The sequence below is a fragment of the Flavobacterium sp. LMO6 genome (genome assembly GCF_009495795.1).
In the GTDB taxonomy this organism is placed as follows: Bacteria; Bacteroidota; Bacteroidia; order Flavobacteriales; family Flavobacteriaceae; genus Flavobacterium.
In genome coordinates this window covers 1-15,740 of record NZ_WIBH01000014.1, presented here as the reverse complement: position 1 = coordinate 15,740, position 15,740 = coordinate 1, and the positions used below count along the sequence as shown (strand labels likewise).

17 protein-coding genes are annotated in these 15,740 nt (G+C 31.9%); 6 read left to right on the top strand and 11 right to left on the bottom strand.

Annotated elements, in window-relative coordinates; genetic code table 11:
- Positions 1-27 precede the first annotated feature (27 nt).
- Positions 28-429, top strand: a complete 402-nt coding sequence (locus GFJ99_RS12370) for a hypothetical protein (protein WP_008256986.1) — start codon at positions 28-30, stop codon at positions 427-429.
- Here GFJ99_RS12370 and GFJ99_RS12365 read toward each other — a convergent pair whose 3' ends face one another.
- The 7 genes from GFJ99_RS12365 to GFJ99_RS12335 all read right to left on the bottom strand — a co-directional run bounded on the left by GFJ99_RS12365 (position 430) and on the right by GFJ99_RS12335 (position 7,554).
- Positions 430-900: a DUF4375 domain-containing protein gene (locus tag GFJ99_RS12365; RefSeq protein ID WP_008256988.1), complete on the bottom strand. Its 471-nt coding sequence runs from the start codon at positions 898-900 to the stop codon at positions 430-432.
- Positions 901-1,109: 209 nt separating this feature from the next.
- Positions 1,110-3,098, bottom strand: coding sequence for an excinuclease ABC subunit UvrB (gene uvrB / locus GFJ99_RS12360; RefSeq protein ID WP_153209224.1), 1,989 nt, complete (start codon positions 3,096-3,098; stop codon positions 1,110-1,112).
- Positions 3,099-3,395, bottom strand: coding sequence for a type II toxin-antitoxin system RelE/ParE family toxin (locus GFJ99_RS12355; RefSeq protein ID WP_153209222.1), 297 nt, complete (start codon positions 3,393-3,395; stop codon positions 3,099-3,101).
- The gene (locus tag GFJ99_RS12350) at positions 3,380-3,610 is read right to left on the bottom strand and encodes a hypothetical protein (protein ID WP_153209219.1); all 231 of its coding nucleotides are present in this window, start codon (positions 3,608-3,610) and stop codon (positions 3,380-3,382) included. The genes GFJ99_RS12355 and GFJ99_RS12350 overlap by 16 nt, the downstream gene beginning before the upstream one ends.
- Before the next feature lie 32 nt (positions 3,611-3,642).
- Positions 3,643-4,305, bottom strand: coding sequence for a thiamine diphosphokinase (locus tag GFJ99_RS12345; protein WP_153209218.1), 663 nt, complete (start codon positions 4,303-4,305; stop codon positions 3,643-3,645).
- Positions 4,306-4,342: 37 nt separating this feature from the next.
- Positions 4,343-5,182 (bottom strand): DUF4249 domain-containing protein, encoded by an 840-nt coding sequence (locus GFJ99_RS12340; protein WP_153209216.1) that lies wholly within the window; start codon positions 5,180-5,182, stop codon positions 4,343-4,345.
- Between the two features lie 2 nt (positions 5,183-5,184).
- Complete coding sequence (locus tag GFJ99_RS12335) at positions 5,185-7,554, bottom strand: TonB-dependent receptor (protein WP_153209214.1); 2,370 nt, start codon at positions 7,552-7,554, stop codon at positions 5,185-5,187.
- Positions 7,555-7,680: 126 nt separating this feature from the next.
- Here GFJ99_RS12335 and GFJ99_RS12330 point away from each other — a divergent pair, with 126 nt between their 5' ends.
- Positions 7,681-8,343, top strand: coding sequence for a hypothetical protein (locus GFJ99_RS12330; RefSeq protein WP_153209212.1), 663 nt, complete (start codon positions 7,681-7,683; stop codon positions 8,341-8,343).
- A gap of 53 nt (positions 8,344-8,396) precedes the next feature.
- Here the strand turns inward: GFJ99_RS12330 and GFJ99_RS12325 are convergent, their stop codons facing one another.
- From GFJ99_RS12325 to GFJ99_RS12310, 4 genes are all read right to left on the bottom strand, one after another.
- Complete coding sequence (locus GFJ99_RS12325) at positions 8,397-10,619, bottom strand: NADP-dependent isocitrate dehydrogenase (protein ID WP_153209210.1); 2,223 nt, start codon at positions 10,617-10,619, stop codon at positions 8,397-8,399.
- Between the two features lie 155 nt (positions 10,620-10,774).
- On the bottom strand, positions 10,775-11,131 hold the full coding sequence (gene rplS / locus GFJ99_RS12320) for a 50S ribosomal protein L19 (RefSeq protein WP_153209208.1): 357 nt from the start codon (positions 11,129-11,131) through the stop codon (positions 10,775-10,777).
- 136 nt (positions 11,132-11,267) lie between these two features.
- Positions 11,268-11,945: a tRNA (guanosine(37)-N1)-methyltransferase TrmD gene (gene trmD, locus GFJ99_RS12315; RefSeq protein ID WP_153209206.1), complete on the bottom strand. Its 678-nt coding sequence runs from the start codon at positions 11,943-11,945 to the stop codon at positions 11,268-11,270.
- A gap of 17 nt (positions 11,946-11,962) precedes the next feature.
- The gene (locus GFJ99_RS12310; RefSeq protein ID WP_162523975.1) at positions 11,963-12,772 is read right to left on the bottom strand and encodes a class I SAM-dependent methyltransferase; all 810 of its coding nucleotides are present in this window, start codon (positions 12,770-12,772) and stop codon (positions 11,963-11,965) included.
- 73 nt (positions 12,773-12,845) lie between these two features.
- Between GFJ99_RS12310 and GFJ99_RS12305 the strand changes: the two genes are divergently transcribed.
- The 4 genes from GFJ99_RS12305 (at position 12,846) to GFJ99_RS12290 (ending at position 15,666) form a co-directional block, all read left to right on the top strand.
- Entirely contained in the window at positions 12,846-13,778 is a 933-nt protein-coding gene (locus GFJ99_RS12305; RefSeq protein WP_153209202.1) for a peptidylprolyl isomerase, read from the top strand.
- Positions 13,779-13,917: 139 nt separating this feature from the next.
- Positions 13,918-14,535 (top strand): hypothetical protein, encoded by a 618-nt coding sequence (locus GFJ99_RS12300; protein WP_153209200.1) that lies wholly within the window; start codon positions 13,918-13,920, stop codon positions 14,533-14,535.
- A gap of 16 nt (positions 14,536-14,551) precedes the next feature.
- Complete coding sequence (locus GFJ99_RS12295; protein WP_153209198.1) at positions 14,552-15,277, top strand: carboxypeptidase-like regulatory domain-containing protein; 726 nt, start codon at positions 14,552-14,554, stop codon at positions 15,275-15,277.
- 86 nt (positions 15,278-15,363) lie between these two features.
- A complete protein-coding gene (locus tag GFJ99_RS12290; RefSeq protein ID WP_153209195.1) occupies positions 15,364-15,666 on the top strand; it encodes a cytochrome c in 303 nt (100 codons plus the stop codon).
- The last annotated feature ends 74 nt before the right edge of the window (positions 15,667-15,740 follow it).

The window sequence follows — 15,740 nt, the reverse complement described above, 5'->3', positions numbered from 1 at the left end:
TATCTAAGACATAAAATTACTATTTTGATGGACAGTTACCAAGAAAAAATAAGTTTATTGCAAGAAATGATTGCGTTTGCATTAATAGATGGCGAATTGCACGACAGAGAGTATGATTTCTTAGAAATTGTATCTCAAGAACTTGAAATAGAAAAGGAAACGTTTTTGAAATTGTTTCAAACTAGTAACAAAACAGTGGTTATTAAAGACGAATTCAATAGAATTTGTCAGTTCTATCGTTTGGCTTTGTTAATGCATTGTGATGGTGTATTACACGAAAGAGAGCAAATTAAAATCAATGAAATTGGTATTAATATGGGATTAAATCCATTTGCTATGAAACGTGTATTGCATTTAATGAAAACTTCGCCAGAAAGAATGGTTCCTGCCGAAGTTTTATTATCTGTTTTTAGTGAGCAACATAATTAGTTAGTTTCCAAACTGATTTTCGTTGTCTTTAATATAATTTACAATAAGTGTAACCACATCTTCTTCAGTTTCATTGGTAAAGAAAAGTTCGTCTAAATCTTCCCAACCAGAAATTGTGTTTTCATCAGCTTTTTCTATGGCAGCAATACGATTTTCTAGGTTAGTATCGTATCCTTTTGGAAAAATTTTAACTGCATTTGAAATTAATTCAGCCGTTTTAATCGCTTTTATTTCTTGATAAGAAGTAATTATTTCTTCAACAAAATTTCCAGATTCTGAAGAAAAGAAGAATTCAAATCCGCCTTCTCCCATAGCACCTTCAAAAATATCGATAAAAACAAATACTTTTTCTTCATCTGTTAATGATGAAAAGTCTTCAGTTTCTTCTTTTTTATCCCAAATTAATGTCCCAACAGCTTCAATGATGGCTACTTCGTCTTCTAGTTTTAAAATGTTGTTAATTTTGCTCATATGTTTTTTATTACTGGTTTTAATTTTATCATCTTCGTCACTTCGAGTTTTTTTTATAAAATTGTCTGAACTATTTTATAAAAAATGTATCGAGAACTGTAGAAGAAAAATTCGTTTCTGTATTTCTCGATACAATTTTATATTCCAAAAACTAGGGTTTTTAAAACATAAAATCACTCGAAGTGACGTTTCGTTTATTAGTCATTCAATTACAATTTATCCTGCAATGCTTTTATATCATCGCGTAATTTGGCAGCTTGCATAAAGTCTAATTCTTTAGCGGCTTTTTCCATTAGTTTACGCATGTCTCTTATTTTCTTTTCTATTTCCGGTTTTGATAAATACAAACTTTCTGGCTCTGCGGCTTTCAATGCTTCTTTTTCAAAATAGCCTGTTGAAACCGAATTACCACTTAAAGCACTTCCTAAACTTTTGTTCAAAGCCTTTGGTTCCAATCCGTGTTTGGTGTTGTATTTAGTTTGTTTTTCTCTTCTGTAGGTGGTTTCATCTATTGTTTTTTGCATGCTTTTTGTAATTTTATCAGCATACATAATGGCTTTTCCGTTTACATTACGTGCAGCACGACCTACAGTTTGCGTTAATGAACGATGACTACGTAAAAAACCTTCTTTATCGGCATCTAAAATAGCTACCAGTGAAACTTCAGGTAAATCTAAACCTTCACGAAGTAAGTTGACACCAATTAGCACATCAAATACACCTTTTCTTAAATCTTGCATGATTTCTACACGCTCTAATGTATCTACATCAGAATGAATATAACGACATCTAATGGCTACTTTGGTAAGGTATTTGGCCAATTCTTCTGCCATTCTTTTGGTTAAAGTAGTCACTAAAACGCGTTCGTCTGCTTCACAGCGCAATTGAATTTCTTCAATTAAATCATCAATTTGATTGGCGCTAGGGCGAATTTCTATAATTGGATCTAATAATCCAGTAGGACGAATTACTTGTTCTACATAAACGCCTTCTGTTTTTTCTAATTCATAGTCGGCAGGCGTTGCTGATACATAAATTACTTGATTTTGTAAAGCTTCAAATTCTTCAAACTTCAACGGACGATTGTCCATGGCAGCAGGCAATCTAAAACCATATTCTACTAAGTTCTCTTTTCTGCTTCTATCACCTCCATACATGGCATGCACTTGCGAAATCGTAACGTGACTTTCATCCACAACCATTAAAAAATCATCTGGAAAATAATCTAATAAGCAGAAAGGTCTTGTTCCAGGTTCTCTTCCATCTAAATAACGCGAATAGTTTTCAATTCCTGAACAATAGCCTAATTCGCGAATCATTTCTAAGTCGAAATTAGTTCGTTCTTCCAATCGTTTGGCTTCTAAATGTTTTCCAATTTCTTTAAAATAATCGACTTGTTTTACTAAATCTTGTTGGATAGCCCAAATAGCATTTTGTAATACATCTGGCGAAGTCACAAACATATTTGCCGGATATATCGTTAGTTTTTCATAGCGTTCTAAAACCTGCGCTGTTCGAGCATCAAATGCTTCAATTTCTTCAATTTCGTCTCCAAAAAAGTGAATTCGGAAAGGTTCGTCGCCATAACTTGGAAAAATTTCCACGATATCGCCTTTAATTCTAAAATTTCCAGGATTGAAATCGGCTTCGGTTCTCGAATATAAACTTTGCACCAATTGATGTAATAATTTGGTTCGAGAAATTTGCTGACCAGTTTCTAAATTCACCACATTTTTCTGAAACTCAACGGGATTTCCTATTCCGTATAAACAAGATACAGAAGAAATTACGATAATATCTCTACGTCCCGAAAGTAGGGCAGAAGTAGTACTTAAACGCAATTTTTCTAATTCTTCGTTAATAGATAAATCTTTTTCAATATAGGTTCCTGTAACAGGAATAAAGGCTTCGGGTTGATAATAATCGTAATACGATACAAAATACTGCACCGAATTATTTGGAAAAAATTGCTTGAATTCCGAGTATAATTGAGCCGCTAAAGTTTTATTATGTGCTAAAACTAAAGTAGGTTTTTGTACTTCCTGAACTACATTAGCAACCGTAAATGTTTTTCCAGAACCTGTAACACCAAGTAAAGTTTGATATTTTTCTCCATTTACAATGCCTTTTGAAAGTTTTTCAATGGCTTGTGGTTGGTCACCTGTAGGTTTGTATTCTGAAACAACTTGGAATTTCATTTAAAGCTTTAATTTTGAAGGGTTTTGGCTGTTTTCCCATACGGCTAAAACAACAATATGTTCTTGAAAAATCTCGTAGAAAAGGTAATGGTTGTCAATTAATAAGCCTCTAACTCTAATTTTATTTGTTTTTTTACCAATTTCGGGTTGTTTAAGCAATAGTTTAATTTCTTTTTGAATTTTTCTATGTAATTTAAGAGAATAGGTTTTGCTTTTATTTCGATAGTTGTAAAATTCATAAAGGTTTATTAAATCAATTTTTGCTTTTGAAGACCAAACAATTATTCTTTCAGCCATTTTTCCATTTCTTCGTTAACAACATTGTTGTTCTCAAAATTCCCTAAAAGATATTCATTTCTAGATTCTTCTAATTTGTTTTTTTGTTCATTGGATAGCGACATAATTGGGTCAGTTTTAGATTCTATCAAAATAGTTAATGCCTCTAAAAACTTTTTATCGTTTATGCGGTCAATTTTAAATTTTAGAATGTTTTTTAGTTCCAATGTATTCATAATTAAACATTTTTACGAAGATACGAAAAAAGTTAATCCCAACATTCCATTAGCAATAAATCACCTTTAATGTGTTCAATTGAAACAATGCCGTCTTCGGTTACATGATTGCTGCTTCCGGTGCGATAACCGATAGTTAATTCTTCATTATTTAGTGGATAAAATAAGTTTTTTGTTGTAATTCCGCTTACTTTTCCAATCGGAATTAATGATAACACGGTATTAGCTAAATACCATTTATTGTATTTTACAGGCAGTAAAAAAACTTTAGAATAGTCATCGAGTACTACAATTTTCAACTTATCTCGATAAGCTACTATATTCGTAATGTTAGTTATCGTATGATCGGCACGTTTTCCGGTGGCCCAAACAACATTTACAGCTTTATGACCTTCTTCTATGAGGTAATCAAAAGCTTTTTCTAAATCTGTTTTATCTTGATTGGGTGTATGAACAATTTTTAATGGATATTGTTTTTCTAAATAATATTCAGGATTAAATCCTCTGTCAAAATCACCTAATAAAACATCTACTTTTATGCCAAGTTCTAGTACGCGTTCAATTGCAGCATCTAAAACAATCACTAATGGCGACCATTCTAGTAATTGTCCTATTAGTTCTTCACTACAGGCTGCTCCATTAGCAATAATTAAAGCAGGTTCTTGATCGTCGCGAACAATGTGATGTGAAGACATTTAGTTTTAGAATTAAGGATTACGAATTTATATAAAATTATTCAACAATATAATTCATAGTATCAATTTCTGATAATCTGAAAAATCCTAATGCAAAATTATTAAAATTAGTTTGATTAACGATATTACCTCTAACCGTTGCAGGTGGAGTTTGAAATGGACTACCACCATTTCCTCCAGCAATACCTAATAAAATATTCATATAATTGTAATAGGTTTCCGAAATTCCGTGGAGTGTAAATTGCAAAGTGTCATCTGTTTTCATGTCTTCATTAGTGTACAAGCCAAACATTTGATTTCCTTGAAAAAAGCTGTCATCTATAACATCATATTCTGGTAACGTTGTAAAAGACGAATTATATTCTTCTAAATAAAAATTAGAAACTAATCCATTGTCTTGATAAAAGAATTTTACCTCTTTTTCATTTCCGGTAAAGCCTCCATCTTCGGTTTGTTCCACAGAATCAATGGTTGGAACTTCTATTAATGCTTCTGTAGCCATATATATTTGACTGTCATAAATAACAGTTAAAGTATAAGATTGTCTAATTTCTGGATTAAAATTTGTGCATACATAATTACCTGTGCCAGGAATTTCATTGAAGTCATATTGAATTGCATTTCCATCAGTAATATAAACAGTAGCTCCACTAACAGTTGGAATTGTTGAAGAATAAAAATCGGTAGTTGTGCTTAATTTTATGGTTTGCTCATTTCCTAGCGTTCCTTTTTGCCATTTTATAGAAGCATCAATTACTAATCTTGGTGCTGCGGTTGGTAAGTCAATCTCAACGACATCTTCACAACTGATAAATGTAAATGAAGTTATGAATGTTATAAGAAATAACGATACTATTTTTAATAATTTATTTGCCATAACTAAAATTTAAAATTATAGGTTACACTTGGTACGATACCAAAAATAGACAATCGAACCGCTTCGTTATTTCCAGAATCTTGATTTTGTCTAAAACTAATTGAAGCAGCATTTTTCCGACTATACACATTGTAAATTCCAAAAACCCATTCACCATGCCAGTTTCTGGTTTTATTTTTTTCAGGAACTAAAGTTGCCGATATATCTAAACGATGGTAAGTTGGTAATCGGTTTTCATTACGTAATCCATACGTAGGAACGCTAATTCCTTGATATTGATATTGTCCATTTGGATACGTAACTGGTTGCCCAGACTGAAGTGAAAAAATGCTACTAAAACTCCATTTTTCATTTAGTTTATACATGCTAGTAATAGCAATATTGTGTAGTTTATCCCAACCTGTTTTATACCATTCTCCATTATTGATTCCGGTTTCCACGGCTGTTCTTCCTGGTGTTCTTTGTTCGGAACGAGAAAGAGTATAGGAAATCCATCCATTAAGTTTTCCATTATTTTTACGAGCTAAAATTTCTAAACCATACGCTCTTGCTTCTCCGTTTAAAACTACTTGCTCAATATCGTCATTTGCAATTAAATCGGCTCCATCTATATAATCAAGTCTGTTTTTAAGTTTTTTAAAGAAAGTTTCAACTTCAAGTGTATAATCATCATTTTGGAAGTTTTTAAAATAACCAAATGCCACTTGATCTAAAATTTGTGGTTTTAAATAATCATCACTTGGCGCCCAAACATCTAGCGGAGTTGGAGATTGTGTATTGGAAATTAAATGCAAATATTGCGACATTCTGTTATAACTTGCTTTAATTGAACTGCTTTCGTTTAAAGTGTATGCAATTGAAACACGAGGTTCTAGATTGCCAAATTGTGCAATTGTTTTGTTTTTTCCAAAATATTCTGAGCCTATAGGAGTAGCTTTTTCATAAATTTGAAAATCTTCATTATAAACAACCGCCTGATTGTTTGCATATAAATTAATTTCTTCGTCTCCTAAGCGATAAAATTTACTGTAACGTAAACCATAATTGATTGCTAATTTATTTGTAATTTGCTGCTCAACATCAATATATACAGAAGGTTCAAATGCATATTTTTTAGCCAATTGATCAGGGTTAATTCCCGAAGTATCATTTGTTGGTTCAATTTTTCCAGGATTAAAATCATGATAAATAGCATTGGCGCCATAAAATAATTTTACTTTATCTGAAAGGTAATGCTTAAAATCATATTTTAAGTTGTAATTTTTAATTCCGCTATCCCAATTAAATCCTATGAAATCTAATGTTAACCCATAGTAATAATCACTATATATTAAGGATAGGTTTGAAAAAAGCTTATTTGAAAATAAATGATTCCATCTTAAATTAAATACCGAATTTCCATACGTATTTACAAAACTTTCATTTAAACTAAAAACATCTCTTCCGAAATATCCAGAAGCATATAAGTTGTTGTTTTCATTAAGTTTATAACTTAATTTGGTGTTTAAATCATAAAAATAAGCCGAATTTTTATTATCGGTAAGTTTTAAAAACAAATGCGCATAAGAACTTCTTCCTGCAAACAAGAACGATCCTTTGTTTTTCACAATTGGTCCTTCAACTAATAATCTACTAGAAATAATACCAATACCTCCATTCATATGAAAATCAGTATTATTCCCGTCCTTTTGATAAATTTCTAACACAGAAGCAACTCGACCTCCAAAACGAGATGGGATGCCACCTTTGTAGAGTTTAAGATCTTTAATTGCGTCAGTGTTAAATACAGAAAAGAAACCAAATAAATGCGATGTATTGTATATCGTAGCTTCGTCAAGTAAAACTAAATTTTGATCTGCAGAACCGCCACGAACATTAAATCCAGATTGTCCTTCTCCGGCATTTGTAACACCAGGTAATGTTAAAATCGATTTTATAACATCGGTTTCTCCTAGAATTGCAGGCATTTGTTTGATGGTGTTAATAGAAAGTTTATTAACACTCATTTCTGGTTTTTTTATGTTCGTTCTGTATATGTTTTTTGTTATTACAACTTCTTTTAGTTCTTGATTACTTTCTTTTAAACTAAAGTTCTTTTTTACATTTTGATTGATTTCTATTTTTTCTAAAATAGTTTCAAATCCTACATAACTTACTTGAACTGTATAATTACCTTGAGGTACAGAAATAGAATAGAAGCCATACTCGTTAGTATAAGTTCCTATATTAAGTTCAGAAATGTAGACAGAGACTCCAATTAAAGTTTCGTTATTGTAGGTATCTGAAGCAACTCCACTTAAAATTACTTTTTCTTGTCCAAATCCTAATAAAGAAAAAAAGAATAAACACCAGTAAAGTTTTTGTTTTAGCATTATTTTTTGGTATAGATTTTGTAATACAAATTTCACAAAAAATATAAGTAAAAGTTTAAAACATATGTTAATTTATAATTAAAAATCAATTATTGTTTTAATTTTACAACTTTCAAAAGATTATTAATGAAATTTAAATTATTTGCATTCCTTTTTCTTTTTCAATTTGTGTCGGTAATGGCACAAAAGGATAATCCTTTTAAAAATTCTAAATTGAAGTTGAATTGGGATGAGCCTGCAAAAGTAGACACGGAATCCAAAACTATAACCTTACCCTATAAAAGTATTTTTGATAAAAATGATGATTATTTAAAAAGATATTCAATTTTGAATCAGAAAAAAGGGGAAGAAAGTGTAATGATTAAAAAGTCAGAATTTAAAAATCCTGGTGAGGAAGTTCAAAAAAGATTGAATAAAGAAGTTCAAAAAGGAAGTTGGGAAGATATTTTTTTTGGAAGATTTAAAGTCACTTCTCCGGTTTTAAAAATAATGACAAGGGATCATATGGATCCTGACGGAGATAAAATAAGAATATTACTTAATGGTGCAGTTGCCTTTAATATGATTTATTTAGAGTCTAATTTTAAAACAAGTTACATTGAATTAAGAGAAGGAGAAAATAACATCGATATTTTGGCTTTAAACCAAGGATTAGCAGGGCCTAATACGGCTACTTTTGCTATTTATGATGAAAACGACAATTTGATAACAACAAATGATTGGAATCTAAATACAGGAGTATCTGCAAAATTTACTATAGAATATATTAAACCTATGGATAAAAAATAAAATAAGCGACCAAATTTGGTCGCTTATTTTATTTTTAAACTTGTTACTAAGATTTAACTCAATTTTGCTAAAATAGTATTTAAAGTTGTACTCGGACGCATTGCTTTGTCTGTTAATTCAAAGTTTGGATGATAATAACCACCAATATTTTGTGGTTTTCCTTGCGCTGCAATTAACTCTTCATTAATTTTTGCTTCGTTTGCTGTTAACTCAGTTGCAATAGGAGTAAAGATTGTTTTTAATTCGGAATCTTTGTCCTGAGCAGCTAATGCTTGAGCCCAATACAATGCAATGTAAAAATGAGAACCTCTATTGTCTAATTGACCAATTTTTCTTGCTGGAGATTTATCATTAGCTAAAAACTTTTCAGTTGCTTCGTCTAATGTTTCAGATAAAATTATGGCTTTAGCATTGTTTAATGTTTGACCTAAATGTTCTAATGAAACTCCTAAAGCTAAAATTTCTCCTAAAGAATCCCAACGTAAATAACCTTCTTCAATAAATTGTTCCACATGCTTTGGAGCAGAACCTCCAGCGCCAGTTTCAAACAATCCGCCACCATTCATTAAAGGAACAATTGACAACATTTTAGCAGAAGTTCCTAATTCTAAAATAGGGAATAAATCAGTTAAATAATCACGCAATACGTTTCCAGTCACTGAAATAGTATCTAAACCTGCTTTTAATCTTTCTAAAGTAAAATGAGTAGCAGCAATTGGATTTAAGATTCTAATATCTAAGCTGGTAGTGTCAAAATCTTTTAAATAGGTTGTTACTTTTTTAGTTACTTCTCTATCATGTGCTCTGTTTTCGTCTAACCAAAAAACAGCAGGAGTATTTGATAATCTTGCTCTGTTAACAGCTAATTTTACCCAGTCTTGAATAGGAGCATCTTTTACTTGGCACATTCTAAAAATATCGCCAGCTTTAACCTTTTGTTCCATAAAAACTTTTCCATTGGCATCAGTAACTTTTACAGTACCATTAGCAGACATTTGGAACGTTTTATCGTGTGAACCATATTCTTCAGCTTTTTGAGCCATTAAACCTACGTTTGGAACGCTTCCCATTGTTTTTGGGTCAAAAGCTCCATTTTTCTTGCAGAAATCAATAGTTGCAACATATAAACCAGCATAACATCTGTCTGGAATTAATGCTTTAGTATCTTGTTGTTTTCCGGCTGCATTCCACATTTGACCAGAAGTTCTAATCATTGCAGGCATTGAAGCGTCAACAATAACATCAGAAGGGATTTGGAAATTAGTAATTCCTTTTTCAGAATTTACCATGGCTACTGCAGGTCCGTTAGCAAATGCTTCATTTAAAGCAGCTTCAACTTCGGTTTGCATAGGATGTCCAGCAATTTTAGCATAAACATCTCCTAATCCGTTTTTGGTATCTACGTTTAATTCTGCAAATAAATCAGCATATTTTGCAAATACATCGGCAAAGAAAACATTTACAATTGCGCTAAAAATGATTGGGTCCGAAACCTTCATCATTGTTGCTTTTAAATGAACTGATAGTAATAATCCTTTTGCTTTTGCATCAGCAATTTCTTTTGCCGCATATGTTTTTAAAGCATTTAAGCTCATTACAGATGAGTCAATAATTTCACCCGCTTTTAATGGAGAAGCTGCTTTTAAAATAGATGAAGTTCCGTTATCAGCAACAAATTCAATTACAAATTGAGAAGCTTCGGTAATTGTAACCGATTTTTCACTGCCATAAAAGTCGCCATCTGTCATGTGAGCAACTTCAGTTTTAGAATCAGCAGACCAAGCGCCCATAGAATGTGGGTTGTTTTTTGCGTAATTCTTAACTGCTTTTGGTGCTCTTCTGTCAGAATTTCCTTCACGTAAAACGGGGTTTACTGCAGAGCCTAAAACTTTTGCATATTTTGCTTTAACCGCTTTTTCTTCCTCTGTAGTAGCTTCTTCTGGGAAGTTTGGAATGTTATATCCTTGCGATTGAAGTTCAGCAATTACTTCTTTTAATTGAGGAACAGAGGCTGAAATATTGGGTAATTTAATAATATTTGCTTCAGGAGTAGTAGCTAATTGTCCTAATTCAGATAAAGCATCACCAATTTTTTGATCTTCTTTTAAGAATTCAGGAAAGTTAGATAAAATTCTACCTGCTAATGAAATATCTCTAGTTTCTATAGCAATATTCGCAGGCTTTGTAAAGGCTTTTACAATAGGTAAAAACGAATGTGTTGCCAGCATTGGCGCTTCATCCGTAATGGTATACATTATTTTAGACTGATTAGACATGAATGTTATGTATTATGTTTGAATATAGTTTGTTAAATCTGCCAAATATAGGGATTTTGAAAGAAATAATTTAGGATAATTGCTTAAATCTTGCATAAAATTCAATAAAAAAGCCACAACATTGTCGTGGCTTTTTATACTTGAGAAAGTACAAATTAGTTTTTGTATCTTCTTTCTTTGATTTTTGCTTTTTTACCAGTAAGATCTCTAAAGTAGTAGATACGAGCTCTACGAACTTTACCTCTTTGGTTCACTTCAACTTTTTGTAAAGCTGGTAAGTTGATTGGGAAGATACGCTCAACACCAACAGCACCTGACATTTTACGAATTGTAAAAGTTTCAGTAGCTCCAGTACCTCTTCTTTGGATTACAACTCCTTTGAAGAACTGAGTTCTAGTTTTTTCACCCTCTTTAATTTCGTAGTAAACAGTGATAGTATCACCAGCTCCGAATGCAGGGAAATCTTTTTTTGTAACAAATTCGCTATTAACGAAATCAACTAAATTTGACATAGTCTTTATTATAAATGTTTGATTCAAAGCAACATACACGTCTATCGCCAGAGGTTGATTCAAAGTGGATGCAAAAGTAGTAAAAAATTAATAATTAACAATTTAATAATTATTTTTTTTAAGTTTAAAACTAAATTTATTCATCCAATAAGTCAGGTCTTCTGTTTTTAGTGTGTTCATATGCCATATCCTCACGCCATTTTTCAATTTTAGGAAAATTACCACTCAATAAAATTTCAGGAACTTTAATCCCGTTGTAATCTGCAGGACGTGTATAAATAGGTGGAGATAATAAATTGTCTTGAAAACTATCTGTCAACGCCGAAGTTTCATCACTCAAAACACCGGGAATCAATCTAATAATCGCATCGCAAAATACAATAGCACCAATTTCGCCACCACTTAACACATAATCGCCAATTGAAATTTCTCGGGTAATATGCATATCACGAACACGTTGATCGACACCTTTATAATGTCCACATAAAATTATTATGTTCTCATACATCGAAATCGAATTGGCCATTTTTTGGTTTAAGGTTTCTCCATCTGGCGTCATGTAGATGATTTCGTCGTAGGTTCTTTCGTTTTTTAGTTTCGAAATACAAGCGTCAATGGGTTGTACAGACATCACCATTCCGGCACCGCCACCAAACTGATAATCGTCTACACTCCTTTGTTTGTTGGTAGTGTAGTCTCTTAAATTATGAAAATGAACTTCGACCAAACCTTTTTCAATGGCACGTTTCATAATAGAAGCCTCAAACGGACTTCGCATTAATTCGGGTAAAACTGTAATAATATCAATTCGCATGGTGCAAAGATAATAGATTATTTTTTAGTTGCCGAAAGGGAATACACCATTGGAATTTTGTTTTCCAAATGTTTAATTCGAAATTTTTTTCCCGAACCTTCGGAATCAAATTCTTCCGTTTGGTTGAAACAATTATAAGGAGAATAATCGAATTCGTTATAGCAATTTAGTTCCAAGCCATTTGTAATCAAGGCGTTTAAAAGTTCTGAGGTGGGATGATTCCAAGTAATGGTTTGTGTTGAAATTTCAGCTTCTCTATTTGCGTATGTGCCCGATTCATCTTCAATAATTTCTTCGGTATTGAAATAATTATAAAAAACTTCTTTGAAATCATTATCAAACATCCAAACTACGGGGTGAAAATCAGCCATAACAAATTTTCCGCCTAGTTTTAAAAAGTGTGAAATTACCTTAGCCCATTGATCTAGATTGGGTAACCAACCAATGGTTCCATAACTGGTAAAAACAATATCAAATTTTTCATCTAAATGATTGGGAGCGTCATAAATATCACAACAAACGAACGTGGTATCTAAATTTAATTTTTCATTGATTTCTCTTGCTCTTTCAACAGCTTTATCTGATAAATCAACTCCTGTTGCTTTTGCGCCCATTCTTGAAAATGTCATGGTGTCTTGACCAAAATGACATTGTAAGTGTAAAATCTTTTTTCCTTTTACATCGCCAAGTAATTCCAATTCTATAGCATTTAAGGTTGATTTTCCGTTCAGAAAACCCTCCATATCATAAAAATCGGAGTCAATATGCACATCGACTTTGTTGTTCCATGTTTCTTTGTTGATGTTGATGTAATCTTTCGCTTCCACAGTATTCAATTTTTGTATATCAAATCTACTATTTATTTTGTAATTTTGCACTTTCAAATTAAAAAACAAAACAATGGAAAACGGAATATACGCTAAATTTAACACGGCTAAAGGTGCTATTTTAGTAAAATTAACACACGATTTAACACCAGGTACAGTAGGTAACTTTGTAGGATTAGCAGAAGGTCAATTAGAAAATTCGGCTCGTCCAATGGGAAAACCTTATTATGATGGATTAAAATTTCACCGTGTTATTCCTGATTTTATGATACAAGGTGGTTGTCCTCAAGGGCAAGGAACAGGTGGTCCTGGTTACAACTTTGACGATGAGTTTCACCCAAGTTTAAAACACGAAAAACCAGGTGTTTTATCTATGGCTAATGCTGGGCCTGGAACAAATGGTTCTCAATTTTTTATTACTCACGTTCCTACGAATTGGTTAGATGGAAAGCACACTGTTTTTGGTCATGTAATTGAAGGACAAGAGGTTGTTGATGCTGTTGAAGGTGACGATGCTTTGGAAACTATTGAAATCATTAGAGTAGGTGAAGAGGCACAAAAATGGAATGCAGTGGAAGCTTTCAGAACATTTGAAGGTTCTAGAGCGAAAAGAATTGCTGAGCAAAAAAAAATGGCAGAGGAAGCTTTGGAAAAATTAGCCGCTGGTTTTCAAAAGACTGAAAGTGGATTACGTTACCAAATCATTCAAAAAGGTAGTGGTAAACAAGCTGAAAAAGGTAAAAAAGTATCTGTTCACTACCAAGGAGCTTTAGAAAACGGACAAGTTTTTGATTCATCTTATAAAAGAAAACAACCTATTGAATTTCAATTAGGAGTTGGGCAAGTTATTGAAGGATGGGACGAAGGTATTGCTTTATTAAAAGTGGGAGACAAAGCTCGTTTTGTGATTCCTTCTTATTTAGGATACGGTTCTAGAGGTGCTGGAGGAGTAATTCCACCAGATGCAACTTTAGTGTTTGACGTTGAATTAATGGATGTAAAATAAAACACCAAAATAAATAATAGAAATCCTGAAACATTGTTTCAGGATTTTTTTTGTCCATTCAATTATCAAAAAATAATTATTTTTTTTACAATAAAATCAATAAATTTGATATTTAATAGTTGAAAATCAATTTACAGCCATGAAAAAAATCGGTCTCTTTTTATTTTTACTTTCGTTTTTATCTAGTTGTAAAACAACAAATATTTCTAAAGAAGAAATTAAAAATACTCAAACATCCGTTTATAAGCCAACAAGAGAAGCGTATTCCGGTTTTGTTTGGGAAAAAGTTTCTGGTGCAGGTATTGAGTTTTGGGCTCAAAGAAGTAAAGAATTTAGTATTGGAATAAGTGAAACTTTGCCTGGTGCATTTATAGAAAAACAAGTAGACGGAAGTCCGGTTGCTTTAGGTCTTGTTATTCAAGTATTTCATTTAAAAAATCAAAAAATTGAAGATGTATTTGAAGCATTGCAAGATGATGAAAATTGGAAACAAACGGATAAATGTATTTTTCATAAGATTGCATGTAATCGAAAAGGGGTAACGCGCTATGAATTAAGACCTTCTGGAGAATCACTTGCTGCTTATCAGAAACAAACAGAAGAAGGTCCTGTTACCCATACGTGTGCTATTTGGGGTTCAGGGAATAGCGGAATTAGGTATTTTGAAATTCATGAAAGCAATAAGAATAAAGCTATTTTTGTTGAAGTTGGACAAGAGGCACCATTATTTGATGAAGAAAGTATTGTTGTAAAATAAATTAAAATAGTAAGATATGAAATTTAAAATTTTAATGTTTATCCTTGCGATTGCAACGGTATCATGCAGTAGTGATGATTCAAATAATGATCCTATCACCAAAGCAAATATTACAGGTTCTGTTAATTTATATGACGAAGGAACAACGCTTTTAGATGAATCGAATATGTTGGTAAAAGTGGTTGGAACAAATCCATTAATTACAGCATTAACAAATAGTAACGGACAGTTTGTGTTAGAAGACGTACCATTTGGAACGTATACTATTGAATATGAAAAAGCACAATATGGTGTTTTTAAAAAGTTTAATTTTAGCCATCAAGGTAATGCAAATGCAATAACAGAAATACCTTCTTTAGGAAAAACATCTTCCACAGAGATAACAGATTTACTAGTTAATATAGTTAATGGACAAGTAGTTTTTTCTATTACAACTAGTCCAGCTGGAAATAATTCAAACAGAAGATATGTTAGATATTTTTTATCAACCAGTGCTACAGTTAGTAATTCAAATTACATGTACCATTCTCTAACTTTTATTTCTCAAATCAATCCATATCAATCAACTTTAACACAAACTGAGTTAATTAATGCTGGATTTACTTCTGGGCAAACAGTTTACGTAAAAGCTTACGGAGAATCCTATTGGAGTAATGAATATTTAGATGTTAATTTGAATAAAAAAGTATTCCCAAATCTAAATACGGTTTCTGCAAATGCGGTTTCCTTTGTAGTTCCTTAAAAATTAAATTTAAAAAACGATATTTCTGAATATATAGTAAATATGGCTTCAAAAATAATCTTAAACTCAAATTAACACAACAAATTATGAAGATTAAATTATTTTCAATTGCTTTTGTTTTAGCTGTTTTTTATGCTTGTTCGCCAAAAGTTATTCAACCAGAAGTACCAAAAGTTGATGATGCTCCTATTGTTATTGAAGCGCCTCTAACGGCTGAATTAGCAGAAGGCAAACTCCTTTTTGAAAGCAATTGTGCTAAATGTCACGATTTATATAGTCCTAAAGATTTTAATGCAGAACAATGGAAGCCTATCATGTTAAGAATGCAAAAAGAAGCTAAAATTTCAGATGAAGAAAGAGAAATGATTTACGCTTATCTGACAAAATAAAAAAAGTATCCGTCATATGGAGGGCACTGAAAAAGTTCCTTTAAATAATAATTGCAATAATTTAAGGAGTAGAA

Excerpts from the sequence above, each read along its gene's own strand:
- GFJ99_RS12355 (WP_153209222.1), bottom strand. The coding sequence starts at position 3,395 with ATGGCTGAAAGAATAATTGTTTGGTCTTCAAAAGCAAAAATTGATTTA.
- rplS (WP_153209208.1), bottom strand. The coding sequence starts at position 11,131 with ATGTCAAATTTAGTTGATTTCGTTAATAGCGAATTTGTTACAAAAAAA.
- GFJ99_RS12325 (WP_153209210.1), bottom strand. The coding sequence starts at position 10,619 with ATGTCTAATCAGTCTAAAATAATGTATACCATTACGGATGAAGCGCCA.
- GFJ99_RS12340 (WP_153209216.1), bottom strand. The coding sequence starts at position 5,182 with ATGGCAAATAAATTATTAAAAATAGTATCGTTATTTCTTATAACATTC.
- trmD (WP_153209206.1), bottom strand. The coding sequence starts at position 11,945 with ATGCGAATTGATATTATTACAGTTTTACCCGAATTAATGCGAAGTCCG.
- GFJ99_RS12330 (WP_153209212.1), top strand. The coding sequence starts at position 7,681 with ATGAAATTTAAATTATTTGCATTCCTTTTTCTTTTTCAATTTGTGTCG.
- uvrB (WP_153209224.1), bottom strand. The coding sequence starts at position 3,098 with ATGAAATTCCAAGTTGTTTCAGAATACAAACCTACAGGTGACCAACCA.
- GFJ99_RS12350 (WP_153209219.1), bottom strand. The coding sequence starts at position 3,610 with ATGAATACATTGGAACTAAAAAACATTCTAAAATTTAAAATTGACCGC.
- GFJ99_RS12290 (WP_153209195.1), top strand. The coding sequence starts at position 15,364 with ATGAAGATTAAATTATTTTCAATTGCTTTTGTTTTAGCTGTTTTTTAT.
- GFJ99_RS12335 (WP_153209214.1), bottom strand. The coding sequence starts at position 7,554 with ATGCTAAAACAAAAACTTTACTGGTGTTTATTCTTTTTTTCTTTATTA.
- GFJ99_RS12295 (WP_153209198.1), top strand. The coding sequence starts at position 14,552 with ATGAAATTTAAAATTTTAATGTTTATCCTTGCGATTGCAACGGTATCA.
- GFJ99_RS12365 (WP_008256988.1), bottom strand. The coding sequence starts at position 900 with ATGAGCAAAATTAACAACATTTTAAAACTAGAAGACGAAGTAGCCATC.
- GFJ99_RS12300 (WP_153209200.1), top strand. The coding sequence starts at position 13,918 with ATGAAAAAAATCGGTCTCTTTTTATTTTTACTTTCGTTTTTATCTAGT.
- GFJ99_RS12345 (WP_153209218.1), bottom strand. The coding sequence starts at position 4,305 with ATGTCTTCACATCACATTGTTCGCGACGATCAAGAACCTGCTTTAATT.
- GFJ99_RS12370 (WP_008256986.1), top strand. The coding sequence starts at position 28 with ATGGACAGTTACCAAGAAAAAATAAGTTTATTGCAAGAAATGATTGCG.
- GFJ99_RS12305 (WP_153209202.1), top strand. The coding sequence starts at position 12,846 with ATGGAAAACGGAATATACGCTAAATTTAACACGGCTAAAGGTGCTATT.